The sequence below is a fragment of the Alistipes sp. i18-0019-D1 genome (genome assembly GCF_042852885.1).
In the GTDB taxonomy this organism is placed as follows: Bacteria; Bacteroidota; Bacteroidia; order Bacteroidales; family Rikenellaceae; genus Alistipes.
Window position 1 is genome coordinate 3,489,309 of record NZ_AP031424.1, and the last position, 25,443, is coordinate 3,514,751.

Consider the following 25,443-nt stretch of genomic DNA (forward strand, 5'->3'; position numbering starts at 1 on the left):
TTATACGAACAGGTTTACGTTTGCACGCTCGGCGCGTTCCATGTAGGTCGCCACGCCCCCGACGGTCACTTCGTCGAGCAGTTCCTCGCGTTTTACGCCCATCACGTCCATCGACATCTGGCATGCGATGAACTCCACGCCGCTGTCGAGCGCCTGTCGGCGGAGCGATTCGAGCGAGTCGATGCCCTTGCGTTTCATGATGTGGCGCATCATCCGGTCGCCGATGCCCAGCATGCTCATCTTCGAAAGCCGGAGCCGGAGCGAACTGGACGGCAGCATCAGGCCGAACATACGTCCGAAAAAGTCCTTTTCGACTTTCGGTTTGGAGACCTTCTTGATGACGTTGAGTCCCCAGAAGGTGAAGAACACCGTCACCTTGCGTCCCGTCGCGGCGGCTCCGTTGGCCAGTACGAACGTGGCGAGGGCCTTGTCGAGGTCGTCGCTGAACAGAATGAGCGTCTTGCCCCTGTCGTCGCACGGCGTGGCGCCGTCGCATGCCGCGGGCGAACCCTTCTCGATGACGACCGTGTAGCGGCCTTTCGACTCGCTGTTCGAGATCAGCCGGTTGCCCGTGGTGTTGCACCACGCCTGCGCGTCGCGGGCGAATCCCGGATCGGTCGCCACCATTTCGATACGCTCGCCGTCGGAGAGCGCGTCGACGGCCTGCCTGATCTTCATGACCGGGCCGGGGCACTGCAATCCGCAGGCGTCGATCTTCAGGGTTTTCACGAACCGGGCGGGACGCTGCGTGTCCGGGTCGGCGGTTTCGGGCTGTGCGGGGTGTGCCGCCGGGCGGTTTTCGACCGGGGCGGTAGCCGTGGAGTAGGTCCGGTAACCTCCCGAGAGGTTTTTCACCTGCCGGAATCCGTGTGCCGTCAAAATCCGCTGCGCCAGGTAGCCCCGCAGCCCGACGGCGCAGAAGATGTAAACGGCCTTGTCTCCGGGAATTTCGTCCAGCCGGTCGCGAAGCTCTTCGAGCGGGATGTTCACAGCCCCGGGGATCGTTCCGAAGGCGTACTCCATCGGGGTGCGCACGTCGAGCAGGAAGCCGTCTCGGCACGCTGCATCCGTGATTTCGCGCCACGATACGACGGACATCGCGCCGCTGACGATGTTCCCGGCGACGTATCCCGCAATGGCGATCGGGTCCTTGGCCGAGGAGAACGGCGGGGCGTAGCAGTGTTCCACCTCCGCCAGGTCGCGGACCGTCCCGCCGCGCTTGATGAGCAGCGCGATCTGGTCGATGCGTTTGTCCACGCCGTCGTAACCGACCGACTGCGCTCCGTAGAGGCGGCCGGTGCGGGGATCGAACGTGAGTTTGATGGTCAGCGGAAGCGCGTCGGGGTAGTAGCCCGCGTGCGACGCCGAGTGCGTGGTCGAAGCGGCGTACTCGATTCCTAACTGCCGGAGCCGTTTCGCCGGGAGTCCCGTCGAGGCGACCGTCATGTCGAACACCTTGGCGATGGAGGTTCCGATGGCCCCTTCGTAGCGTGTCGTGTTGCCGAAAACCATGTTGTCGGCAACGATGCGTCCCTGCCGGTTGGCGGGGTTGGCCAGGTAGTTCAGCCACGGCTTTCCGGTGATCGGGTGCGGGAACTCGATGGCGTCGCCCACGGCGTAGATGTCCTTTGCGGAGGTTTCGAGGTACTCGTCGACCCGGATTCCGCCCGTCTCGCCGATGCGGATGCCGGCGGATTCGGCGAGCGACGTTTCGGGGCGCACGCCGATCGAAAGGATGACGATGTCGGCCATGATCCGTTCCCCGCTTCTGAAGACGACAGCCACCTGTTCGCCCTGTTTTTCGAACCGCTCGACGCTCTGTTCCAGATACAGCGCCACGCCCTTTTGCAGCAGGTGCTGGTGGACGTGTGAGGCGATCGAGAAGTCGACGGGGGCCATGACCTGATTGCCCATCTCGACGATGGATACGTGTGCTCCGGTGCGGTGGAGGTTTTCGGCCATCTCCAGCCCGATGAACCCCGCGCCCACGACCACGGCGCGCCCGATCCGGTGCGTGGCCATGTAGGTTTTGATACGGTCGGTGTCGTCCACGTTGCGGAGCGTGAAGATGCCTTCCGTGCCGATCCCTTGCAGCGGCGGCCGCACGGGCGACGCCCCGGGCGAAAGCAGCAGTTTGTCGTAGTGTTCCGTATAGGTCGATCCGTCGGCACGGCGCACCGTGACGGTTTTGGCCGCGGGGTCTACCGCCACGGCTTCGCTTTCGACACGCACGTCGATCCTGAACCGTGTGCCGAACGAGGTTGGGGTCTGAACGAAGAGTTTCTCGCGTTCGGCGATCGTGCCGCCGATGTAGTAGGGCAGTCCGCAGTTGGCGTAGGAGATGTAACGGCCCTTTTCGAGCAGGACGATTTCGGCGGTCTCGTCCGCCCTGCGAATCCTTGCCGCCGCAGTAGCGCCGCCTGCAACGCCTCCGATGATGATGTGTTTCATAGTGTGTTTTGTCTGATAATTTTCCCGGGTCGGATTTTTTCCGTCGGAAACAGCACTGCGAAAGTATTAATTATTTTCCATTAAAACAAATTTCCATTGGAAAATAATTAAATGGGGCTGACGAACGCAGAGCAAAGGGCAGTATGCTTGACGGTGATCCGATGTTGGATTTTTCGGAAGTTTGTCAGATTCTGCATCAGAGTGAGCGTCAGGTTCGGCGCTATAGGGAACAATGCGGGCGCTGCCTCTCCGTCTCCATGCCGGGGACTATGTCTTCCAATGCAAATATTGCGATGAGGATTTTTACAGCTCCGAGGTCCTCACCTCACCCTCGACACGACCGTCCGATGCTCTGCACATCGTCCGCGGTGTATTTTGTCGATTTGTCTCTTGCCGGTATTACCGGCTTTTCGGAACGGTTCCCTTGCTTCCGCTTTCGGAATATAATGTCCGCATCCGCAAGCGTCCGATAATTCGGGAATTCCTGTTTTTCGGGAGAGACGTACCTGATTTTAGTTAAATGCACCACAGGAGCAATGTGTAAAATACCCAAAAGTCGGGATTGCCGTGCTTTTCCGGGGCGTTTACCTTTGCAACACACAAAATGAAGAATCCGTTACGACACGGTTTCTGTTGCAAACAAAATGTTCAAACACACACTTTTTCGAATTCTCACATTGCTGCTGGCGTTGGGCTGTGGCTTTTCGGCGGCGGCGCAAAATCCGGCCCGCGGCCATCACGGGCATCGTCCGCTGTCTGTTCTCTCCGGACGGGTCGTAGCTGCGGACAGCACGGCTGCCGGTTTCGCTACCGTCTATCTGAAAGATACCAACTACGGGTGCTCAACCGATCGATAAGGGGATTTATCACCTGAAAGCTCCGGCCGGAACCTACGAGCTGGTCGTGTCCGCCGTCGGTTTCGAACCCTATAAAAGTCGCGTGACTATTGGCCGGGACGGCCGGAATCGCTATACTGTGGTTCTGAAACCTTCGGTCACGGAAGTCGAAGAGGTCGTCGTGACGGGCAGCGGAGTGAGCCGCATCCGCCGGTCGCCTTTCAATGCCGTAGCGTTGGACACCAAAGAGTTGCAGAACTCGACCAAGAGCTTGAGCGAAGCGCTGTCGCAGCTCCCGGGCATGAAACTCCGCGAATCGGGCGGCGTAGGTTCGGACATGCAGCTGATGCTGGACGGTTTCAGCGGGAAACACGTCAAGATATTTATCGACGGAGTTCCGCAGGAGGGTGCGGGAACGGCTTTCGACTTGAACAACATTCCGGTCAATTTCGCCGAGCGCATCGAGGTCTACAAGGGTGTAGTTCCCGTGGAGTTCGGGACCGACGCCATCGGGGGCGTCGTGAATATCGTCACGAACAAGAACCGCCGCAGCTGGTTCGCAGACGCTGCCTATTCTTACGGGTCATTCAACACCCACCGTTCGTATGTCAATTTCGGACAGACGTTCAAGAGCGGTTTCATGTATGAGATCAACGCTTTCCAGAACTATTCCGACAACGATTATTACATCAACAACTGGGTGCGGGAGTTCGAAATCAAGGAGGACGGGTCGGTACACAAATTTCCGGTGGACGAAAACGATATCCGGCGTGTACGCCGTTTCAACGATGCGTTTCACAACGAGGTCGTGATGGGAAAGATCGGTTTCGTGGGTAAGAAATGGGCCGACAGGCTGGTGTTGGGCTTTTCGTACTCCAATTTCTACAAGGAAATTCAGACCGGCGTCTATCAGGAGATCGTTTTCGGACAGAAACACCGCAAGGGACACTCTTTCGTGCCGTCGCTGGAGTACCGCAAACGCAACCTGCTGGTGGAGAATCTCGACCTGACGGTGACTGCCAACTACAACCACAACATCACCAACAACATCGACACGGCGGCCCGCGCCTACAACTGGTACGGGCAGTATTACCCGACGGACAGCCGCGGCGAACAGTCGTTGCAGAACAGCGAATCGAAAAACACGAACTGGAACGCCACGCTGAACCTGAACTACCGCATCGGCCGGGCGCATTTCCTGACGTTCAACCATGTCTTCAGCGATTTCCGGCGCAGGAGCCGCTCCTATGTGGGAACATCTTCCGTGCTGACCGATTTCGACATTCCGAAAATCACACGCAAGAACATCGGCGGACTCTCTTACCGTCTGATGCCGTCGGAGAGGTGGAACGCTTCGGCCTTCGTCAAATATTACCGCCAGTACAACGAGGGTCCGGTGTCGCAGAGCGCCGACGGTGTGGGCAACTACGTCAACCTCGAAAAACGGGTAGGTTCGTGGGGCTACGGAGCCGCCGGGACCTATCATATCCTGAAGGAGTTGCAGGCGAAACTCTCCTACGAGAAGGCTTACCGCCTGCCGACTACCGACGAGCTGTTCGGCGACGAAGACCTCGAAGCCGGCAAGACCGACCTGAAGCCCGAAAAGAGCGACAATTTCAACTTCAACCTCAGCTATAACCGCTCGTTCGGACGGCACAATCTCTACATCGACGGCAGCCTGATCTACCGCAACACGAAGGACTACATCAAGCGCGGGCTGGGCAAGCACGGCAGTACGCAGTACGGTATCTACGAAAATCACGGGCATGTGAAAACCAAAGGGTACAATATCTCGGTGCGTTACGCCTTTGCACGGTGGTTCAATGTCGGGGGAACCTACAACAACATCAATACCCGTGATTACGAGAAGAACTGGACCGGAAATTCGCAGCAGGAGAGTATGCACTACAAGGTCCGCCTGCCGAACATCCCTTACAGGTTCGCCAATATCGACGCCAGTTTCTTCTGGCACGACCTGTTCGCCAAAGGGAACACGCTGAGCATCACCTACGACAGCTTCTGGTCGCACGAATTTCCGCTCAAATGGGAGAATATCGGCGACAAGGAGTCCAAAGCCTATGTGCCGGATCAGTTCTCGCACAACGTCGCCCTGTCGTATAGTCTGATGAACGGACGCTACAACCTTTCCGTCGAATGCCGCAACCTCACCGACGCGCGGCTGTACGACAATTTCAGTCTTCAGAAAGCCGGACGGGCTTTCTATTTCAAGGTGCGGGTGCATTTCGGCGATTGATACACTATCAACTAAAAACAGATAATTATGAAACACAAGTATTTTGTATGGGCCTTGATGGCCGCATTCTGCATGGGCGGTGCGCTGACCTCGTGCACCGATGACGACGAAGGAACGAACGGCAATCCGCCCGTCGATTGGGACGAAGCGTATGTCATTGCCGCCACGGTGGACGACGCCAGCTATCTGGTCGTTTCCCAGTCGCTCGACGAAGGGAGCGTGAGCACCGTGGGACAGGGTACGGAAGTAATCGAAGGAACCTACTGGGTGTTCAAAGACAACAAATATGTCTTCGCACTGGTCTATAATAAGGGCGGCGCCGGAACGGGAGCTTCCTACTACCTGAACAACGCCGGCAAGCCGACGAAGAAGTACACCTACGAATACAACCGTATCACCACCTACGGCACCTGGGGCGATAACGTCATCACCGCGTCCACGGGCGATTCGACCGAAAAGGACGGTGACGACGTGGCGCAGGCCCTGTTGTTCAACTATCTCGACGCTTCGACCGGATCGCAGACGGAGAGCGCCGTGCTGGCTGAGAATTTTCTGGGCAACGGCGAGAAGGTGACCTTCGCGGGTATCGTCGAGGCCGACGGCAAACTCTACACCTCGGTCGTACCGATGGGCATGAGCAAATACGGCATCAAGAAGTGGCCGGAGAAAGTGACCGACCGGGACCTGATAACGACCAAGGACGGCGGTTCGGGCAGCGGAGCCTATACGGCCGGCGTAATCCCCTCGACGCAGTACCCGGACGAGGCTTACGTCGCCATTTACAGCGGGGACAATTTCGACGAGACGCCCGTTATCGTCAAGACAGACAAGATCGGTTTTGCCAGCGGCCGCATGCGTTCGCAGTATTATCAGACCATCTGGGCCGCAGACAACGGCGACCTGTATGTTTTCTCTCCGGGTTACGGGCGCACGTTCACGTCGTCCGACGATCTGAAGAAAGTGACGGGCACACTGCCTTCGGGCGTAGTGCGCATCAAGAAGGGCGAAACGGCGTTCGACCCCTCTTATTATGTGAATTTCGAGGAGATCGGGACACGGCATCCGATCTTCCGCTGCTGGCACATAACGGAAGATTACTTCCTGCTCCAGCTCTACTCCGACGGTGTCGAGGGCATGATGAGCGGCACGAGCGCCGTTACCGACGAACTTGCCGTCTTCAAGGCCGAGGACAAGACCATCACGCCGGTGACGGGATTCCCTGCCGATCTGGCCGGGTTCGGCGGCGAACCTTACGGCGAGAACGGCAATGCCTACATCGCCGTCACGGTGACGGGCGGCGACAGACCTGCATTCTACAAGATCGACGTGAAGACCGGTCGGGCGACCAAGGGTCTTACGGTCGAGGCCGATGCCATCAGTACGGCCGGCAAACTCTCCATACAGCGCTAAAAGACGATGAAAAGGTTCTTTGCGAAGGTTCATCTCTGGCTGTCCATCCCGCTCGGCATCCTCGTATCGGTCATTTGCCTAAGCGGTGCAGCGCTTGTCTTCGAGCAGGAGATCACCCGTGCGCTCGATCCGCAGCTCTATCGGGTCACACCGCCTGCGGGCATTCGGCCGCTGCCGCCTTCGCAGTTGGCAGCGCGTATTCGGGAACAGGTGCCCGATTCACTGAAACTCTCCGCCCTGCAACTGTCGGGTGATCCCCGGAAAACCTGCATGGCGAGTTTCAAGGGCGCGGGACGCCGGACGTTAAGCGTGGATCCCTATACCGGCGAGGTGAACGGATGGACGAAAAGCCATGCGTTTTTCCAGACGACGCGCAAACTCCATCGCTGGCTGATGGATGCCCCGGCGGCAAAGGGGCAGAAGTCGGTCGGCAAAGCGGTAGTGGGTGTAACGACGCTGCTGCTGGTCGTAATTCTCGTAAGCGGTCTTGTGATTTGGATTCCCCGTACCCGCAAAGCGCTGAAACACCGGCTGAAAGTATCGTGCAACAAAGGTTGGCGGCGATTCTGGTACGACAGCCATGTGGCGCTGGGGTTCTATGCCGCTCTGTTCCTGCTGGTGATGGCCCTGACAGGGCTTACCTGGTCGTTCGGCTGGTATCGCAAGGCCGCCTATTCGCTCTTCGGGGGCGGAACGCAGCAGACTGCGGCCGCGCATGCTCCGGCGAAAGGAAATCCGGGCCAGGATGTACGCGGCGGACATGGCGGCAGGGGTGCGGAAACTGAAAGGCAATCCGACTACGCCGTGTGGGACAATGTGCTGGAAGGGTTGAAAGCACAGTATCCCGTGTATAAGACGATTACGCTGAACGAGCGGAGCGCGCAGATCGCTCCCGATCCGCATACGTCGATGCGCCGCACCGATACGGCGCAGTTCGATCCGCGCGACGGACGTATCGGGGAGATCGTCCGCTATCGGGACACACCCCGTTCACAAACCCTGCGCGGGTGGTTCTACGCTTTCCACACCGGGTCATGGGGTGGAACGGTGACCAAGATCATCTATTTCCTGAGCGCTCTGATCGGCGGTACGCTTCCGCTTACGGGTTATTACCTGTGGTTGAAGAAAAAGCGCCGAACTGCTAAAGAATGATTCGTTTCTTCAGTTAAACGGATGGAGCCGGTCGGGATATTCGACCGGCTCCATTGTATAATTTTCACTATCGCCGCACTTGGGACATACTCCCTCTTCGTTGAGCGAAATGCCCTACAGCGGGCAGCGGTCAATGTTGTTGTCGGGATAGGCCGTGGCAAGCTCGGTCTTGAACACTTCGCCCTTCATCATGTTCTGCGAGAGGCCGTTCTTAATGCCCTGCTTCTCGTATACGTCCGAAACGGCGGGCAACAGCGGGTCGTCTTCGCGCAAAATCAGCGCGTGATCGAAATTTTTCAGCTCGTTCCAAGCCGTTTTCTGAATCTCGTTACAAGGGAATGCCATGTTTACCCCTTCGTTGACCGTGTCCTCGACCTCGATGGTCAGGACTCCCGTGGGCCGCGAAGATACTGGGCCTCGCCCTTGAAACCGTAAAAGCGGAGTGCGTACTGCAAGTCGAATTCTCGATATCGGCAGCGGGTTATGTTGTGGTTCTCCAGATACTGCCGGATCAGGCGGACCAGCTCCGCATCGTTGTAAACCATGATTCGTCCTCCGTCGAACAGGTGGTGATGTTCGTGCACCGTGATGTCGTAGTTGCATTTGCCCGTTTCGAGATGGCATGCCAGCGACAGATACCGGCCTTGCAGAACAGTCGAGGACCCGATGGATCGTCGAGAGCGTCATTGCCTTGTCTTTTGACTGAACTTTGGCTATGATGACTTCGATCGGTGCATGGCGCAGTTCCATATGGCCTCGTAGACAGCCCTTCGTCGGGGTGTCAGTTTCAGTCCCGCTTTGCGTGTCGTATTTGTTGTCTTTATCTGTCGCTTGTATTGCGCTGCACACGGGGAGAAGCACGCTGTGCGCCTGACAATAGGGATGTGCTTTGTAGCGGTCCAGAATCTTTCGAGCTTCCTCCAGCAAGGGAATGTTACACATGTTTTTGGTTTTCTGCCGCGCCTTTCGAATCCATTCCGGACAATGCCCGGGGCACCGAATAGGCCACGGCCAATCTGCTTTAAACAACTCTTTCTTGCGTATGTATAAAAACAAGAAAGCCTTATAAACGATTCGTTTACAAGGCTTTGCTGTTTTGTTCCATCGAACTCTGCGGTGCGTAGGGGACTCGAACCCCTGACCCCGTGCGTGACAGGCACGTATTCTAACCAGCTGAACTAACGCACCATTCCGGTTATTGCGAGTGCAAAGGTATTATATTTTTTTTAGTTTACAACTTTTTTTTGATTTTTTCTGCATCGCACCGACGGTATTCGTGCCAATCTATTTGATTTTAAGAATAAAAGCATTGATTTTTTTGCCGCCTTCACGCTTGTGCACCTTGTGAGCGGGGAGGGCAGATCGACATTTTGCGACCGAAGCGCCGCGCCCGGGCCGGACGGCGGAGTGCCGGAAGTGCCGTAATCGGCGGCGACAGGATGGTACGGTTCACCGGCGCGCGGTCTGCGGCGAAGGCTTTCTGTTTTATATTTTGGCTGTTTTGTCATATTTTGGCCGACGCAGGCATGTTGTCTGTCATTAAATATAAAATAGTATGATTGTAGGTTATTTAAGAGTGAGCACTTGCAAACAGCACCTTGCCAATCAGCAGGATGAAATCCGCCGTTTTGCCGAAAGCCGGGATCTCAAGGTGGATGTATGGGTCAACGAAGTCGTCAGTGGTAAAAAACGAGAGCAGGAGAGGCGTCTGGGCAATCTGTTGCGGCGCATGAAGCGTGGCGATACGCTGATCGTCACCGAGATGTCGCGCCTGAGCCGGTCGATGACCGATCTGATGGCCATCATGGGAAAGTGCCTGCGGAAGGGGATCAAACTCTACACCACCAAGGAGAAGTACTCCTTCGACGACTCGATCAACAGCAAGGTGCTGTGCTTTGCGTTCGGACTGGTTGCCGAAATCGAGCGTAACCTGATCTCCATGCGTACGCGCGAGGCGCTGGCGCTGCGTAAGGCCGAGGGCATGGTGCTGGGGCGTCGTGCGGGAAGTTATACGAAAATGAATGTGTTGATCGAGAACCGGTTCGACGTCATCGAAATGCTTGGCAAGGGAAAATCCATCGGGGAGATCTGCCGGCGTTACGACCTGTCGCGGGATACGTTTGCCAAGTTCAGGATGAAATACCCGTCCGTGCAGAAGGCAGTGGCGAAAAAAGAGCGGCAACGGATGTTGAGAGCCGCCATAAACGGCGCCCGAACGTCTTCGGACAAGCCTGAACGGGGCGAATAGGCGCGTTTGGCAGGAAATCGGTTTTATATGTTGGTTAAACCGTTGGTTAAACCGTTCGTATTCAGCTGCAAATATATAAAAGATCGAAAAAACAAGCAAAACACTTCATAAAAAATTCATTATGCCGCGATTATTTTTTTGCAAGTTATTATTTAACGTTTTATACCGGGGTTTGAACCTTATATTTTTTTAAAGGAACATATAAACAGGCAGCATATTGTTTAATTTGCTGTTCAATTGTTGGTTAGACCTTTTCGTGTCGATGGTAATTGGAATAGCGATGAAGATAAAACTGAAAGCCCTCTGCATTTTTGCAGTTACGGCATTTGGGGTGTCGGGTGTCAAAGGGCAGGATGCAGCAGTCAAAACAAATCTTCTTTACGACGCTGCTTTGACGGTAAATCTCGGGGTGGAGTTCGGCTTGGCTCCCCGATGGACGCTGGATGTTTCCGGCAATTTCAACGGTTGGACGCTTTCGCACGATCGCCGATGGAAACATTGGCTTTTGCAACCCGAGGCACGCTACTGGTTCTGTGATCGTTTCTCGGGTCACTTTCTGGGAGCTCATGCGCATGGCGGCCAGTATAACGCCGGCGGACTGAAAAACAACATTTCGTTTCTGGGCAGCGATCTGTCCGAACTCTCCGATTATCGGTACCAGGGCTGGTTCGTCGGTGCGGGTGTGGCCTACGGTTACGCCTGGATTCTGGGCCGGCACTGGAATCTCGAAGCCGAGTTGGGCGTGGGGTATGCCTATACGCGCTATGACAAGTTCCGCTGTGTGGGCTGCGGCAAGAAACTCGAACGCGACAAGTCCCATCATTATGTCGGCCCCACGAAACTGGCGGTCAATCTGGTTTACGTATTTTAAAATCGAACATCAATGAAACGGACAATAATCCTGCTGACAATGTTTCTGCGGGGCATCTGCGCCCCGCTTCAGGCCCAGGAAATCGACGGCGTTTCGGTCCGCAATGTGACGATGGACCGCAACGGCGCATACATGGCCGTGGATATGGACGTCGATCTGTCGGCGCTCGAGGTCGACGGCAATCGTGCCGTGCTCTTCACCCCGCGCATCGCCAACGGTGCGGATACGCTCTCGCTCGCCTCGATCGGCATTTACGGCCGCCGCCGTTACTTCTATTATATACGTAACGGTGCGAGCATGCTCTCGGGTGAAGGCGAGATGTCCTACCGGGCCTCGCTGAAACCCGATGACCTGGCCTACCACACCATCGTCCCCTATGCCGAGTGGATGAACGGGGCATCGCTGCTGCTCGACCGCAGGGACTACGGTTGCTGCCATACGCTTCTGGACGAGCAGCGCGGCAGGCTGGGCGGCTATGCCGAACCGGCGGTCTATGTCCCCGAGATCGTCTTCGTACGCCCGGTCGCCGAGGCGGTCAAGAGCCGTTCGCTGAGCGGATCGGCGTTCATCGACTTCCCCGTGAACAAGACGGTGATCTATCCCGAATACCGCCGCAATGCGGTCGAGCTGGCCAAGATCAACGCGACGATCGATTCGGTGCGCCTCGACGCCGACGTGACCATCACGGGCGTGTGGCTGAAGGGATACGCCTCGCCCGAGAGTCCCTATTCGCACAACCGCGATCTGGCGATCGGTCGTACGGCGGCGTTGAAGAACCACATCCGGCAGCTCTACCAATTCGCCGAAGGGGTCATCTCGACCGATTACGAACCCGAGGACTGGGCCGGCCTGCAACGCTATGTCGAGGCCTCGAATCTCGCCCACCGCGGGGAGATACTCGCGCTGATCGCCAGCGACATGGAGCCTGACGCCAAGGAGGCGGAGATCCGAAGGACCTATCCCGAGGAGTATCGGTTCCTGTTGCAGAACTGTTATCCGGCCCTGCGCCATACGGATTACCGCATCGACTACACGATTCGCAGTTTCAGCGATGCGGAGGAGATCAGGCGTATCGTCAAGACACAGCCGCAGAAGCTCAGCCTCAATGAGTTTTTCCTTGCGGCCCGGAGCTGCGATCCGGGTTCGGAGGAGTTTGCCTCGATTTTCGAGACGGCCGTGCGCATGTATCCCGACGATCCGACGGCCAACCTCAATGCAGCCAATACGGCGCTCGAACGCGGCGATCTGAAGCGTGCCGAGGACTACCTCTCCAAGGCGGGTTCGTCGTCCGAGGCGGTCTATGCCCGCGGCGTGCTGGCCGCGTTGAACGGCGACCGCGAATCGGCGCGCGGGCACTTCGTCCGGGCTGCCGGGGCCGGAATCGTCGAGGCGCAGCGCGCCTTGCAGCAACTCGACGCAATGGAGGGCCGGTAACGGCCGGGCTGCACCCGGGGCTTCTGCAGTTGTTGTGCTGCTTTCGATCCGCGGACGCCCCGGGTGCCACGGCTCCGGGTGCGAATCACCCGGGGAAGGCGGGGTAGGACCGTGCCGGCGATGCCTCCCTGCGGCTCGGAAGGCCCGAAGACCGGCGCGATAATGCGGTGATATTTAGTGTAACGTGTCGAGCGTAATATGAGAAACTTTATACATTTTTTTTCAACAAACCAATTACAAACAGTATGAAAAGGTTATTCTTGACTCTGGCGGCATGCGCAGCGTTGTGCGCGTGCTCCAAGGATGATGCCGATTCGCAAAAAACTCCGGTTTTCACGGGCGATACGGCATATCTGAACGTTCGCATCTCCGATGCGGCAACACGTGCTTCGGCGGGTGATCCGAACGAGTTCGAAAACGGTTCCGCGAATGAGCATGCCGTTTCGGATGCGAAGTTCTATTTTTATGACGCCAACAAGGCATTCGTTACGCAGGCGAGTGTCTGGAACGGCGGCACTCCGGTCGCTGGAAACGACAATATCGAGTTTAACGGAAATTCGGTGGTTGTGCTGCGCGGCCTGACGGGGACGTCGTTCCCCAAATACATGGTGACGGTGCTCAATGCGCCTGCCGGTTTCCAGCCCGGCCAGAGGCTCGACGACATGCTGGCGACCATGGCCGGGTCCATGTATAACAACGACGGCGAGTTCGTCATGAGCACCACCAGCTACCCCGATCAGAAGGATGCCGACAACCAGACGCTGCCCTACTACGTGACGGAGGTGACCGCGGCCAACTTCTCGCCCGAGCCGGTGAAGCCCACCTTCACCAATGCGGTGACGGTCTATGTCGAGCGTCTGGCAGCCAAGGTGTCGCTGCGCCTGGGCGACCTCGCGAATCTGGATGCGGCGACCGGCCGCTGCAAACTGAACGTCTCGGTGGCCGGCGAACTGAACGGTACGGACGACGGCACGACTACGCCCGCTGAAGGCGCCACCGACATCTACATAGAGTTCCTGGGCTGGGCGCTCAACGGTACGGCGCTGGATTCGTACATGATGAAGAACATCGACGAAACGTGGACCAATACGGCTGCCAGCCTCGGCCTCGGCTGGGATTGGAAGGACCCGACCCGCCATCGCTGCTACTGGGGCAAATCCTACAACTACGCCAAGAGCGACGGCAACTACCCGCTCACTTCCGGGGACGAGAACCTGGCGGCTCCCGGCAACTCGCAGGCCGGCGACATGAACGCGAAGTACCTGCACTACATCACCGCCGCCCAGATCGGCAACACGGTATCCAAGACGGGCAGCTCCGACTATTGCTTCGAGAATACGAACACGGCCGCTCTGGCTCAAACCCGCTCCGCGCTGACGAGCGTGCTGCTCAAGGCCAAGATCTGCGACAAGGACGGCGGTACGCTGAACCTGGTACGCTACAACGGTCTGCTCTACAACAGGGATACCTATCTGGGATACGTGGCCAATAGCCTGGGTCTGAATGCTTTTTACGAGGACGGCCAGACGCCGGAGGGTCTGAAAAAGTATACGCGCATCGGTAAGGAGTACCTCGAACTGGCGACCCTGGGCGACGGCAAGGTCTACGTGAAGATGAAAGAAACGCTTCCGACCCCTGTCTATGCGATCAACGGCGAGACCGTGACCGAAATTACGGACTTCACGGCCATCGACGCGGCTCTGAAGGAGTTCAACGAGACGGGCGCCGAGGCCATCGCCTACACCGGCGGCGAGATGTACTACAACATCCCCATCGAGCACCTGCGCAACAACGAGGCCGACGACAAGACGATCTACGAGGCCAACTACGGCGTTGTCCGCAACCACCACTATGTGCTGTCGATCGACAAACTCTCCAAACTGGGTAAGGGTATCTTCGATCCCGACGAGGTGATCATTCCCAACGTCGAAGACGAAAAGGAGACCTATTACATCGGAGCCACGATCCACATTCTGTCGTGGAAACTTGTGAACCAGGGTGTCGAACTCTAAAAAATTTCAGCGTATGTCTTGGGCGGAGGCGGACTTCGGGTCCGTCTCCGGCCCGGGAACTACGTGACGACGCACTTCCGTTCCGGTGCAAGGAGAGGAACGGCCCCGGAGACATCCCGCGCGGAGTGTTTCCCACCTAAAACGAACATTCGCTGCAAGCGATTGCAGACAAGATACAAGCAAGCGTATAAACTCAAGGATGACGCAATGAAGTTATCGTCTTACATACACGGAATCTGCCTGAAGCTGTCGCTTCTGCTGGCCGCCGGCAGCCTGCTGCCGGGCTGCGACAGTCTGATTTACGACGGGGAGGGCGACTGTAAGGTGACTTACCGGGTCCGATTCCGCTACGACCGCAACCTCAAATTCGCCGACGCCTTCGCCAGCGAGGTCGAATCGGTCACACTCTGCCTGTTCGACGAACAGGGCCGGATCGTGTGGCGGAAGACGGAGCGGGGCGAGGCCCTCAAGGCCGAGGGCTATGCCATGGAGGTGGACGTCGTGCCCGGGACCTACGACCTGGTGGCCTGGTGCGGGTCCACGGACAAGAATTCGTTCGCCATTCCGGACGGGCCGGCCCGCAAGCAGGAGTGGACCGCCACGCTCAACCGCGACCATGCCTCCGGCGGGGCGTTCGTCCGCGAGGACCTCGACCGCCTCTACCACGGCTATCTGCCTGCGCAGCTCTTCGCCAAGGCCGAAGAGGGCGTTTTCACCTACACCATGCCGCTCACCAAGGATACCAACAACGTGCGGGTGGTTTTGCAGCAGCTTTCGGGCGAGGCGATGGACAAGGACCGTTTCATCTTCCGGATCACGGCCGAGAACGGCCGCATGGACTGGGACAACGGACTGCTGCCCGACGAGCTGGTCTCCTATTACGCCTGGTACCAGCAGTCGGGAACGGCCGGCGTCGACGTGCCCGACGTGCCCGGCACGGTCACCTCGCTGAGCGCCGTCGTGGCGGAGCTGACCACGGCCCGTCTGACGGTGCGCGACAGGACGCGGGCTGCCGGCGACGATTTCCCCGACGAGCGGCGCATGTTCCTCGAGGTGTTCGACAAGGAGACACAGCGTATGATCGTGCGTGTCCCGCTGGTCGACTACGCGCTGCTGGTCAAGGGCGAAAACCGCCGCGACATGGACGATCAGGAGTTCCTGGACCGTATGGACGAGTACAATCTGGTCTTCGTGCTGGACGCGAACATGCGTTGGCTCAGCATGGACGTCAACATCCACTCCTGGAAACTGGTTTTTCACAACAAGGAAATCTGATCGCTCAATTTTCATGAAATCGAACGGAATCATACGATACGCCGCCCTGGTCGCCGCGCTGCTTTGCGCGACGCTCCCGTCGTGTCGCCGCACCGCCGATGAGCCGTCCCTGCCCGAAGCGGAGACGGCCGTGCAGGTCGGATTCCGCATTTCGCTCGGCGCCCTCGGCGGGGCGGCGCGTGCGACCCGTGCCGACGGCTACGACGACGGCCGCGGCGTCGACTACGAGAACCACATCGATTTCGAACACGGCAGCTACCGGTTCCTGTTCTTCGACCTGCAGAACCGCTACCTGGCCTCCTTTACGCCCACTCGTCTCCGTCCGGTCGAGTTCGGGGCCTTCCGCTCGAAGGTCTACGAGGTGGGCGGCACGATTCCCAAGCCGCTTCCCGAGGATTTCAAGGTCGTGGTGCTGGCCAACTGGCCCGATTACCCCGACGGGCTGACCGTCGGGGTGACGACCATCGAGCAGATCTGCTCGGCCGCCTGCGGCCGCTATGCCTATACGCCGCCGTTCCGGCTCGGCGAGCGGCTGATCCCCTTCTACGGCGTTAAACTCTGCGAGGGCGTCACGTTCATCCGCGACCTGCAGACCGATCTGGGCACGATCCACCTGTTGCGTGCCATGGCCAAGATCGAGGTGGCGTGCGTCACCCCGGGTTGGAACATCTCGGGCGTCGCGTTGCAGCGCTACAACGCCGCGGGTTACTGCGCTCCGTCGGGCGTCTACGGTTTCGGGGACTACTCCTGGCCCGATTACGTCGGGACGCTGCATCTGGTCGGCGACCGCAACGACGCGGAGCCGAAGAGCCTCGACTTTGCACCCTCGGCGCAGGGGACGTTCGTCGCCTATGTCCCCGAATATCGCAATCTGGCCGGGGGCACGACCGGCGTCAGGGCGCAGGATGCCGCCGAACTGCGCGTGACGTTCCGCGAGAGCGGCGATAAGGAGTATCCCGTCGAATTTAAATACTATACCTCGGTTCCGGCCGGCAGCCGTCTGGGCGACCCGTTCGACATACGCCGCAACTACTACTATAAATTCACCATCACGAAGGCCGCCGAGCCCCTCATCGTCGTGGATGTGTATCCCTACGAGGAGGTCGAGCTGGACCCCGGATTCGGGCTGCTGTCCGCTTCGAAAAACGAAAAGAGGAATGAAAAATAGAATTTTGTCTTGTCTCGTGCTGGCTGTCGTGTCGCTCGGCCCGACGGCCTGTGTCGATCCGGAAATCGACTCGGAGCACGGTTATATCGGCCCGGGCGAAAGTTCCGTGTCGCTGGGCGTGACGTTCCGTGCGCTGTCGAACGGTTCGCTGGGTGCCACGCGCAGCCAGAAGGGCGATCTGATCGGCACCATCGGCGATGTTTTCGTGGCGTGGTACACCGAGGACGGAGCGTTGGCCGGATCGGACTATCTGCCCCGTGATCGGATGGATGTGACCGATGTCGAACGCCCGGGAAGCGCCACCGAACTGCGGACACAGCATGCCGAGTTCCAGTGCCGCATTCCCTACGGCCGCTACCGCATCTATGCCGTGGCCAATATGGGCGACCTGTCGGCCGATGCCACGCTCGCCGCACGGATCGGGCGCGAGGAGGACCTGCGGTCGATCGTGCAGGAGTGGGTCGACGACCCGGTGGGGGACAATTGCCAGATGGCGGGCTACTTCACGCCGAACGATTCGGGCGGCACACGCGGCGAAGCCCCGCTGCTGACGGTCGATGCGCCCAGGCAGCGGCTTCATGCCTGGATTCGCCGCCTGGTGTCGAAGGTGACCGTCTCGTTCGACACGACCGGCCTCTACGAGAACGTCTACATCTATATCAAGTCGGCCCGGATCCGCAACATTCCCCGCAGTTGTACGCTGCTGGACGCCAACGACGGGAAGCGCATCGCCGATCCGGCGAAGGACGTCATCTTCGCCGGCGATACGATCGCCTACGGCTCGGGCGACGACTTCAACGCATGGCCGCGTCTGACCAAGGCCAACAATCCGCTGGGCGGCGGCGACACCAAGGCGCAGCTGCACCGCAACGACGCCCGCTCGCTCTTCTTCTTCGAGAACATGCAGGGCGAGGGCAAGCTCAAATGGCAGGATACCACCGGCATGAACTCGTCGATCACCTTCCCCGGCGGCAATGACCCCGGCGACGAGGGCTACCGCGACGGCAAGCCGTGCGGAACCTATATCGAGGTGGAGGGCTACTATATCTCCAATACGGTCGCAAACCCCGGCAAGGGCAAGATCATCTACCGTTTCATGCTGGGCAAGGATACGGAGCGCGACTATAATGCCGAGCGCAATTTCCACTACAAACTCACGCTCCGCTTCCGCGGCCATGCCAACGACGTCGACTGGCACATCGAGTACGACGAGGATGAGGGCATTTATGCCCCCAATCCCTACTATATCTCCTACCTCTACGATCATGAAATGATGCTTCCGCTGAAGATCAAGGGCACCCCCGTCGGCAAACTCAAGGCCGAGATCGTCGAGAACAACTGGCGGCCCCACGAGGCCGGCAGCGAGTTCGAGTATTACCGGGGTGAGGTGTACACCGTGAGCGGAAACCCGGGAGCCGGCAGCTATGCGACTTCCGATCCCGATAGACCGCAGATCAAGGACGGCCCGTGGAACGGCTTCCTGTCGCTCGTGAAGACGCATATCAACTGGATCGGACGTAGCAAACCGTATTGGTCGGGCTACAACTATTTCTACTGGAAACAGCGTCCGGAGGATTTCGGAAAGGGACTGGGAGGCATGGACCTCACGTCGCACGGCACCACGCTCTTGAATAGTCTGAGCGAGGGCGGATTCTCTCCTCGCGGCTACCGGGAGTACGACTTGTCGCAGAGCGGGACCGTTCCGGATGCGGTCGACGGCGACTACATCGTCACGCGCAACGATGCCGAGGGGCAGACCGTCGTGCAGCTTCCGTTCTACACCCGGGCCATGCAAATGACCGACGCAACCGGTTTCACGGGCAACAATATCTATTTCGCTTACCGACGTTCGGCGAAGGTGCGGCTCGAGGTGCAGTTGGCGGGCCACGCCCAGCCGACGGTGGACACCATAACGATCTATCAGGTGCGCCGTGTGGTCAACCCCAAGGGCATCTATCGCCGCCACGACAACGATGCGGCATTCCAGGTGGCATTGACACATCGGTTGAACGAAGCGGCCACGCGGTATACGGTGTTCGAATCCGAAGGCCCCTGGAAGGCCGAGGTCGAGGTCGGCAAGGAGTGGATCAAACTCAACGGCGTGCTGGGCGGCACGGTGGAGGGATCCACCGGGTCCGAAATCCGCTTTACCTATCAGCCTGCCGGAACGATCGGCGAGGACCAGAGCCGGTGCGGCATCATCCTGATCCGCTATCACAACCTGGCGTGCTACCACCGCATCTTCGTGCGTCAGGGCTATGCCCCTATGCAGGTGGCCGGATCGGCCAAATGGCACACTTTCAACCTCTATTACAAGGATCACGAGACCGCCGCGCCCTGCGAGGAGGGTTCGCTCTTCCGCTTCGGCAACATCGACCAGCCCATCGATGCCGTCAACAACCAGTTCGACCGGTTCGCCGACCATGCCACGACTCCGTTTCGGCTGGCTCCCACGAGTTCGGGGCTGACGGGAACCTGGAATGCGGTTGCCGGACAGACCCGGATTACGAGCAAGTCGCGCACTTCGGACGGTTTCAGCGACATGCCCCAGACCATCGGCGGCCGACAGTGCCGGGTCGCCGAAAGGAGCGATTTCAAGGAGTTGCAGAATGGCTGTCAGTTTGCGTTCGGCGTGCTCTACGACGATGCGTCGGCCGAAACCGCGCTGGAGATGTCGGACGCGCACGGCTATGCCCATTACAACGCGAGCAACGAGAACAAGGGCATGCGCGGCTGTTTCGTCTTCAATCCTGTGGGGAGCCTCAATTCGGGCGGCGAGGGGGCCAATATCTTCTTCCCGGTGGGCGTCTCGGGATACGGCCGCCGGAAGCATTGTTCCCAGGAGAATGGAAAGTACGGCGTATTGCGTTATGCCGCCCGCGGTGCACTCTATACCGACCCCGAGATACCTTACCGTCCGATTTTTTATACCGTATACACCAATTTCGGCGGAATTTACTGGTGCAATCGGGAGTCGGACAATACCTCTTCGTGGGACATCAACGTCTCGACATTCGATTTCAACGATTTCGGAAAGAATGCGTTCCTGATAGACAAATGGACCGCCGGCGACGGTCCCAATGTCAGCGACGCCTGCTTCGTCCGTCTGGTAGAGTAGGCGGGGGCAGGGTGCCGATGCGGTTTGCCGAAACCGATGTCTGCAACCGCCCTTTTGTCCGTTTGCCGGGGCCGACCGCATTCGCCCCGGACATCTGAATTTCGCGAACGACAAATCCGGCATTCGCCGTGAAAAACGAAAAAGCCTTGCAAACGATTCGTTTGCAAGGCTTCGTTGTTTTGTTCCATCGAACTCTGCGGTGCGTAGGGGAACCGAACATTTCCCGGACACCGTTGGTTATCAATGGTATTATACAGTCACAAAATTTAGTACACCGAATAGGCCACGATAATCGGGTGATGCTTTCATTCCATCTTTGCGCTGTAAACCAATATTCGCATTTATGGAAAATCAATCTGGAGACAGCATTTCTCGTATTCTGACAATCGTTTTGGAGATTCTGGAAGATGTGCGTTATCTGAAAGAACATCGCAGTATGCTTGACGGTGATCCGATGTTGGATTTTTCGGAAGTTTGTCAGATTCTGCATCAGAGTGAGCGTCAGGTTCGGCGCTATAGGGAACAAGGCCGGCTTGTCGGCTTTAATTTCGGGCATCGCAGAATGTATCTGCTCTCCGAAGTGCAGGAGTTTATTCGTAAAATGCGCAAACAGGGGAAACTCGAAGACCTGAAAGACTCGAATCAATAAAGATCAATTATGGAAAATCCGAAAAATGCCCAGACTTATGTACTGGTGGCTCCTGAAAAACTGGAAAGCCTTGTCAAAACGAACTTCATGTTGAGTAAAAGTGTCCTGCTGTTTGAATATCTGTGTAGTCAGAGCAGATATCCCATGTATCTTTCGGCCCGAGCCGCCTGTGAGGTTCTTGGCATCTCATCCGAAACACTTTTATCCACGAGCCGTTTCACGGCTGGATGACTCATACCTGACAGGATGCCATATCCTGCTGTAAGAATCAAGATGGCATACGCCTGAATTTTCGTTTTTTCCACAAAACCGGAAATATGAAAATTCAGGCATATGATCGTGTTGTCATTTTCGTCAGCATCCTATTCCTGCTGTTTTTGCAGATATGCATCATACATATCGAGTATCCAGGCATCGTTCTCCTTAGCCTCCTTTTTATGCTCTTTCCCTTCAGGCCCCTTGAACCATTTTTTGCAGAAATCTTTCAGCCCCGGATACTTTTTGTCCATCAGCACGGAGCTGACCAGCATATACGGATAGACGATCTTGTCGGGATCATTATGAAACCGGATACCGTACATGGTTTTCAGCACCCGGCGGTCTTGATTGCCCACTCGCTCTGTCGTCCATATTTTCCACCAGTAAGCTGTGGCGTTTTGTCCGGCCTTATTCAGGCACACCATGCGGCGAAACGTGCGGTTGCGATCCGAAAGGCCGGGCGAGGCGATGTCGAGTGCTTCCCAGCGGATACCGTCGGGATTGGCCTCGGTCTTTTCGACGTATTCGACGCTTTCCACATCATCGGCGGTGTATTTGACCTTCTCTTTGTCTTCGGGGGTCTTGGCAAGTTTGAACGAATAGTTCTCCTTTTTCATAAATGATGATTCGGCGTGCCAGCCACGATGCAGGTAGCCGTCGATCTTCTCTCCCGATTTAAGGGTTACCACTACGCGGCGGAATTCCTGATCCTGGGGTTTCTTGGCTTCCGCCCGATCCGTCGTGCCTAACATGATGAACATGGTGGCAGCGAAAAGTAAAAACTGTTTCATGTGCTTTGATATTAGGGTTAATGTCTGGTCGGATTGTAGTCATGCAGCATAAGGATCGTTTTATCCCGATAGGCGTTGGATTGGCGTATGCGCTCGGCCAGCGTGGGATCGTCGTCTATGTAGCAGGCTATGCGTTTGCGGAATGTGTCCTTGGACCGTCGGTATGCACTGCCGACATTCCGGAATCCTCTGTCGCCTTGTTTTTGCAGGAAATAGGCTGCCCGCGAACGGCTGAACCATCTGCGTCGTTGCCAGACCTGTATACCGCCGTTGGTATTGATGCCGTACCCTTTTTTCGAATATATGCAGGCTTTTATATATGGAGTCTCAACGTAAACCCACATCCATCCGGGTTTTTCCGCGAAGAGGAATTTGCGTGTGTGTTCCGGACTTTTGGCATGCCAGCAGATCACCGAATCTATATCTCCGGGCGACAATATCTCTTTGGCTTTAGTTTTCCGGAAAGCATCTTGAAATACTTTTAATTTGCCGTTTTTTTTGGGCATTTTCAACCTGTCGTTCCCCGTACATTCTACGACCGAGCCGTTTTTCATATAGATGCGTCCTTCAACGAGGGATGCTGCAAGTAAGGGCGCTGTTGCGACAAATAGAAACAGTGTCAGTAGAAAACGTTTCATGGTTGCTATGACATGGATTGATATCGGGATGCAATTTAAGAATTTTTTCGTAGATTATTCATTTTATCATCATGGCAACAAAAACCACAACGCAATATGCAGTTGTTGGAACGGAATGTATATTGGATTGCAGCTTATCCTGAATTTGAATACATGATGTATGAATTGTTTATGGACAAGGTATTGTAAGCATTGCGGATGTTTCTGGATGTCAGAAATGGAAGACGAGAACGAGCCTCCATAAAATGGTGCCGGAAGAGATAAATCTGTTTTTCAATACGTATCGGCCGGACACAATAAATTCGGCCGGGATTTTGTTTTATTATTAAATATTGGTAATTTTGCGTAAAGACTGAACAACTATGAAAACGACATCGGTAGCTCTCGGGGTTTATTTCGAGGATTTCATCAAGGCAAAAATCGCACAGGGGCGTTATAACAACGCCAGCGAGGTTATCCGGGCCGGCTTGCGGCTTTTGGAAGAGAACGAAAGCCGTCTGACGGAACTGAAGGCTGCTATCCGCGAAGGAATCGACAGCGGCGTGACCGAAGGATTCGACCCGGAGGAGCATCTGAAAACCCTGAAAGCGAAGCGGACGAACGGCTGAAATACGGTTTACCCGCAAAGCGGTCGAAGACCTTTCCGACATCTGGGACTATACGGCGGATATGTGGTCGGAACGACAGGCGGATACCTATTACAGGTTATTGATCGCCTCCTGCCGTAAGTTGGCAGGCAATCCCGTGTTGTTCGGTCGGGAATACAAGGAACTCGGAGCAGATATTTTCGGATTCAAGGTCAACAAACACATCGTCTTTTATCGCATTGCGGGCGATAAAGGGATAGAGGTCGTGCGTATACTTCACGAACGGATGGACCTTAGCAACCGATTCGCAGATTAAAAACATTAAAAAATAAGCATCTACGACAAAACAAGAAATCGTTAAACAAATCGCCAGGGAAACAGGTGTCGAGGCCACGACCGTATCAGCTGTCATGGAGGGTTTTATGGAAGAGGTGCGCGCCGCGCAGATTCGTAAGGAAAATGTTTTCTTGCGCGGCTTCGGAACATTTCTTATCAAACACCGTAGGGAAAAGACGGCGCGTAATATCACAAAGAATACGACGCTCAAAATCCCGGCGCACGATATTCCGGCGTTCAAAGCATCGCCCGAATTTTTACGTCTGCTGAAATAAATATAGAAATATTTTTCGATAAGTTTCTTTAACCGCCTGATAATCGCGCATTCGGAAAAGTTCTCGAATAGCCGCATGAATAAAATGGGCTGTCTATGACTTGTTAGACAGCCCTAAGTTTTAGGTATTCCTACCTAAAAATATTCCAGTCACCGAAGAGGCATCCCCGTATCGGACCAACGCGTCGGCCAGTTGATTGAATCCGGTGCCTGTATTACATACGTCGTCGAACAGAAACACATGACGTTCCCGAAACCGGTTGTAATGTATGCGTAAGTTTTCTATTTTACTTTTATAACGTATTCCCCGCATGGAAGCTCTGGAACGGGTTATTTCGATTGCATCGAACCCGTTTTCCAAGCCAGTCGTTTCACACAGCAATCTGCAAAATGTCTGGAAACGACGTTGATTCTCCCAGAACGTGGAAGCGGGTATGACGGTTAAAACAGCATCGGTTAGCTTGTCGGCAAGATTTTGCTCCCGCCGCAGTGCCTGCTCCACCAGCCGTACCGTTTCCCACGGTCTTGCAAAGTGTTTACTGTCCTTGAAGCGATAGATAAATATATCGTAGTCGGTCATAGGATGGATTCCATGAGTGGCGGTGTAGTCATCCAGTGCGTAACAATCATAACAATCTATCTGAAAACGATGTTTGAAGCGTACCGGTAAGGGGACGACTGCCCGGTAGCAGCCGCTTTGCAGTTCGTTCTCTATGGCTTGTTTGAACCACTCCGCGCGGTCCGTGTTGCATATCCAGCAGTCCAGCTCCGTCCATGACGTCAGGCCGCAGAACATACGGATTCCCTCGGTTGCCGAGAGCAAAGGATTGTAAGATTCCGTTCGAACCCAATTCATCTCTTTGAGTACGGGACGGAGCCGGGTATAATTGTCGTAGGTCGCTGCAATGACAAATGCAGCATCCGAGATTCGGCATACGAACTCCGTTTCTACGGATTGGAGTGAATCGCTGATCTGACGCAGTATATTCAGTCCTTCATCGTCGCTCCGATTATTCGGCAGATATTCTATACTCAGTTTCATGACGCTATGAAATATGCAGAGCTATAAATATAAGAAATATCCGGGATTTTATACGCGGTTAATGCCAATTTTCTGAGGTGACTTGTCATAACAGCAGTCCCTCCTTGCCCCATTTCAGTTCGATGCCGAACAGTTCGGAGGCCGTGCGTACGATGTCGAATCCACACGCTTCGGGCGACGGCCTTACCAAATCGGGATGACGGCAGGGTTTTCCCTCAGCGCGCGTGCAGGTTCCCTTCGGGCGATAAAAACAGCTTCCGACAGGTGAGCGCTCGTCCGTCGCACGCACGGTCCATTGTCCGTCGGCCGGTTTTCCGTGAAGCCCGGCCTCCATGCGCGTGGCGTTGATGTCGCAGTTCTGTCGGTAGGCCGTCGTGTCGTAGGCGATCTCGCCCAGCGTGTTGCGGCGGCGGCAGCGGATTTGTACCGGCCGGTGGCGTTGGTCCACTCGCCGTATACCGTTGCAGTTTTTCGAGCAATCGTGCCCCCCCCCTGCGATAATTTCGTTGTCCGTATCCGGTCTTGTCCGGTTCACGCTGCTGCCCCCGTCACACGTCGTCTTATTCGACTCCGGGTACAGGAAAAATCGCTTAATTTGCTGATAATAGCGAATTAAGCGATTTTTATTTTGTCTGTTTT

At 56.4% G+C, this 25,443-nt stretch carries 22 protein-coding genes, 1 tRNA gene and 1 pseudogene; 15 read left to right on the top strand and 9 right to left on the bottom strand.

Going from position 1 to position 25,443, the window contains the following annotated elements; translation table 11 throughout:
* Nucleotides 1-2,451 carry an FAD-dependent oxidoreductase gene (locus ACGHP5_RS14495; protein WP_390567398.1) on the bottom strand — a complete coding sequence of 817 codons (2,451 nt, stop codon included), beginning with the start codon at nt 2,449-2,451 and terminating at the stop codon, nt 1-3.
* A gap of 644 nt (nt 2,452-3,095) precedes the next feature.
* Here ACGHP5_RS14495 and ACGHP5_RS14500 point away from each other — a divergent pair.
* The 3 genes and pseudogenes from ACGHP5_RS14500 (at nt 3,096) to ACGHP5_RS14510 (ending at nt 8,103) form a co-directional block, all read left to right on the top strand.
* A pseudogene (locus ACGHP5_RS14500) lies at nt 3,096-5,541 on the top strand (TonB-dependent receptor domain-containing protein).
* 27 nt (nt 5,542-5,568) lie between these two features.
* The gene (locus ACGHP5_RS14505) at nt 5,569-6,951 is read left to right on the top strand and encodes a DUF4374 domain-containing protein (protein WP_337772234.1); all 1,383 of its coding nucleotides are present in this window, start codon (nt 5,569-5,571) and stop codon (nt 6,949-6,951) included.
* Nucleotides 6,952-6,957: 6 nt separating this feature from the next.
* A complete protein-coding gene (locus ACGHP5_RS14510; protein WP_390567400.1) occupies nt 6,958-8,103 on the top strand; it encodes a PepSY-associated TM helix domain-containing protein in 1,146 nt (381 codons plus the stop codon).
* A 114-nt stretch (nt 8,104-8,217) separates the two neighbouring features.
* Here ACGHP5_RS14510 and ACGHP5_RS14515 read toward each other — a convergent pair whose 3' ends face one another.
* The 4 genes from ACGHP5_RS14515 to ACGHP5_RS14530 all read right to left on the bottom strand — a co-directional run bounded on the left by ACGHP5_RS14515 (nt 8,218) and on the right by ACGHP5_RS14530 (nt 9,611).
* Nucleotides 8,218-8,448, bottom strand: coding sequence for a hypothetical protein (locus tag ACGHP5_RS14515; RefSeq protein WP_390567402.1), 231 nt, complete (start codon nt 8,446-8,448; stop codon nt 8,218-8,220).
* Nucleotides 8,449-8,486: 38 nt separating this feature from the next.
* On the bottom strand, nt 8,487-8,687 hold the full coding sequence (locus ACGHP5_RS14520) for a hypothetical protein (RefSeq protein ID WP_390567404.1): 201 nt from the start codon (nt 8,685-8,687) through the stop codon (nt 8,487-8,489).
* 530 nt (nt 8,688-9,217) lie between these two features.
* Nucleotides 9,218-9,291 (bottom strand) — tRNA-Asp (locus tag ACGHP5_RS14525).
* Between the two features lie 38 nt (nt 9,292-9,329).
* A complete protein-coding gene (locus ACGHP5_RS14530; RefSeq protein WP_390567406.1) occupies nt 9,330-9,611 on the bottom strand; it encodes a hypothetical protein in 282 nt (93 codons plus the stop codon).
* A gap of 47 nt (nt 9,612-9,658) precedes the next feature.
* On the opposite strand from ACGHP5_RS14530, the gene ACGHP5_RS14535 reads away from it, so the two are divergent.
* The 9 genes from ACGHP5_RS14535 (at nt 9,659) to ACGHP5_RS14575 (ending at nt 21,109) form a co-directional block, all read left to right on the top strand.
* Entirely contained in the window at nt 9,659-10,351 is a 693-nt protein-coding gene (locus ACGHP5_RS14535; RefSeq protein WP_290534057.1) for a recombinase family protein, read from the top strand.
* Between the two features lie 280 nt (nt 10,352-10,631).
* Nucleotides 10,632-11,222 carry a DUF3575 domain-containing protein gene (locus ACGHP5_RS14540; RefSeq protein WP_290534058.1) on the top strand — a complete coding sequence of 197 codons (591 nt, stop codon included), beginning with the start codon at nt 10,632-10,634 and terminating at the stop codon, nt 11,220-11,222.
* Nucleotides 11,223-11,234: 12 nt separating this feature from the next.
* On the top strand, nt 11,235-12,656 hold the full coding sequence (locus ACGHP5_RS14545; RefSeq protein ID WP_390567409.1) for a DUF3868 domain-containing protein: 1,422 nt from the start codon (nt 11,235-11,237) through the stop codon (nt 12,654-12,656).
* 245 nt (nt 12,657-12,901) lie between these two features.
* A complete protein-coding gene (locus ACGHP5_RS14550) occupies nt 12,902-14,668 on the top strand; it encodes an Mfa1 family fimbria major subunit (RefSeq protein WP_390567411.1) in 1,767 nt (588 codons plus the stop codon).
* 207 nt (nt 14,669-14,875) lie between these two features.
* Entirely contained in the window at nt 14,876-15,943 is a 1,068-nt protein-coding gene (locus tag ACGHP5_RS14555; RefSeq protein ID WP_390567413.1) for a FimB/Mfa2 family fimbrial subunit, read from the top strand.
* Between the two features lie 13 nt (nt 15,944-15,956).
* Nucleotides 15,957-17,111 (top strand): hypothetical protein, encoded by a 1,155-nt coding sequence (locus tag ACGHP5_RS14560; protein ID WP_337772225.1) that lies wholly within the window; start codon nt 15,957-15,959, stop codon nt 17,109-17,111.
* Entirely contained in the window at nt 17,101-20,229 is a 3,129-nt protein-coding gene (locus ACGHP5_RS14565; RefSeq protein ID WP_390567416.1) for a DUF4906 domain-containing protein, read from the top strand. Before ACGHP5_RS14560 ends, ACGHP5_RS14565 begins: the two co-directional genes overlap by 11 nt.
* 343 nt (nt 20,230-20,572) lie before the next feature.
* Nucleotides 20,573-20,878, top strand: a complete 306-nt coding sequence (locus tag ACGHP5_RS14570) for a helix-turn-helix domain-containing protein (RefSeq protein WP_290534064.1) — start codon at nt 20,573-20,575, stop codon at nt 20,876-20,878.
* 9 nt (nt 20,879-20,887) lie between these two features.
* The gene (locus tag ACGHP5_RS14575) at nt 20,888-21,109 is read left to right on the top strand and encodes a hypothetical protein (protein ID WP_390567418.1); all 222 of its coding nucleotides are present in this window, start codon (nt 20,888-20,890) and stop codon (nt 21,107-21,109) included.
* Nucleotides 21,110-21,240: 131 nt separating this feature from the next.
* On the opposite strand, the gene ACGHP5_RS14580 is transcribed toward ACGHP5_RS14575, so the two are convergent.
* Together ACGHP5_RS14580 and ACGHP5_RS14585 are read right to left on the bottom strand one after the other, a co-directional pair.
* Entirely contained in the window at nt 21,241-21,927 is a 687-nt protein-coding gene (locus ACGHP5_RS14580; RefSeq protein ID WP_288822876.1) for a hypothetical protein, read from the bottom strand.
* 17 nt (nt 21,928-21,944) lie between these two features.
* Nucleotides 21,945-22,565: a hypothetical protein gene (locus ACGHP5_RS14585; RefSeq protein WP_390567421.1), complete on the bottom strand. Its 621-nt coding sequence runs from the start codon at nt 22,563-22,565 to the stop codon at nt 21,945-21,947.
* A 362-nt stretch (nt 22,566-22,927) separates the two neighbouring features.
* On the opposite strand from ACGHP5_RS14585, the gene ACGHP5_RS14590 reads away from it, so the two are divergent.
* The 3 genes from ACGHP5_RS14590 (at nt 22,928) to ACGHP5_RS14600 (ending at nt 23,763) form a co-directional block, all read left to right on the top strand.
* Nucleotides 22,928-23,173 carry a type II toxin-antitoxin system ParD family antitoxin gene (locus ACGHP5_RS14590; RefSeq protein WP_278961286.1) on the top strand — a complete coding sequence of 82 codons (246 nt, stop codon included), beginning with the start codon at nt 22,928-22,930 and terminating at the stop codon, nt 23,171-23,173.
* 61 nt (nt 23,174-23,234) lie between these two features.
* A complete protein-coding gene (locus ACGHP5_RS14595; RefSeq protein WP_278961287.1) occupies nt 23,235-23,468 on the top strand; it encodes a type II toxin-antitoxin system RelE/ParE family toxin in 234 nt (77 codons plus the stop codon).
* A 37-nt stretch (nt 23,469-23,505) separates the two neighbouring features.
* A complete protein-coding gene (locus ACGHP5_RS14600; RefSeq protein WP_278961290.1) occupies nt 23,506-23,763 on the top strand; it encodes an HU family DNA-binding protein in 258 nt (85 codons plus the stop codon).
* A gap of 120 nt (nt 23,764-23,883) precedes the next feature.
* Here the strand turns inward: ACGHP5_RS14600 and ACGHP5_RS14605 are convergent, their stop codons facing one another.
* Nucleotides 23,884-24,804 (bottom strand): hypothetical protein, encoded by a 921-nt coding sequence (locus ACGHP5_RS14605; RefSeq protein ID WP_390567424.1) that lies wholly within the window; start codon nt 24,802-24,804, stop codon nt 23,884-23,886.
* A gap of 85 nt (nt 24,805-24,889) precedes the next feature.
* On the bottom strand, nt 24,890-25,252 hold the full coding sequence (locus ACGHP5_RS14610) for a DUF2284 domain-containing protein (RefSeq protein ID WP_390567426.1): 363 nt from the start codon (nt 25,250-25,252) through the stop codon (nt 24,890-24,892).
* Nucleotides 25,253-25,443: the final 191 nt, after the last annotated feature.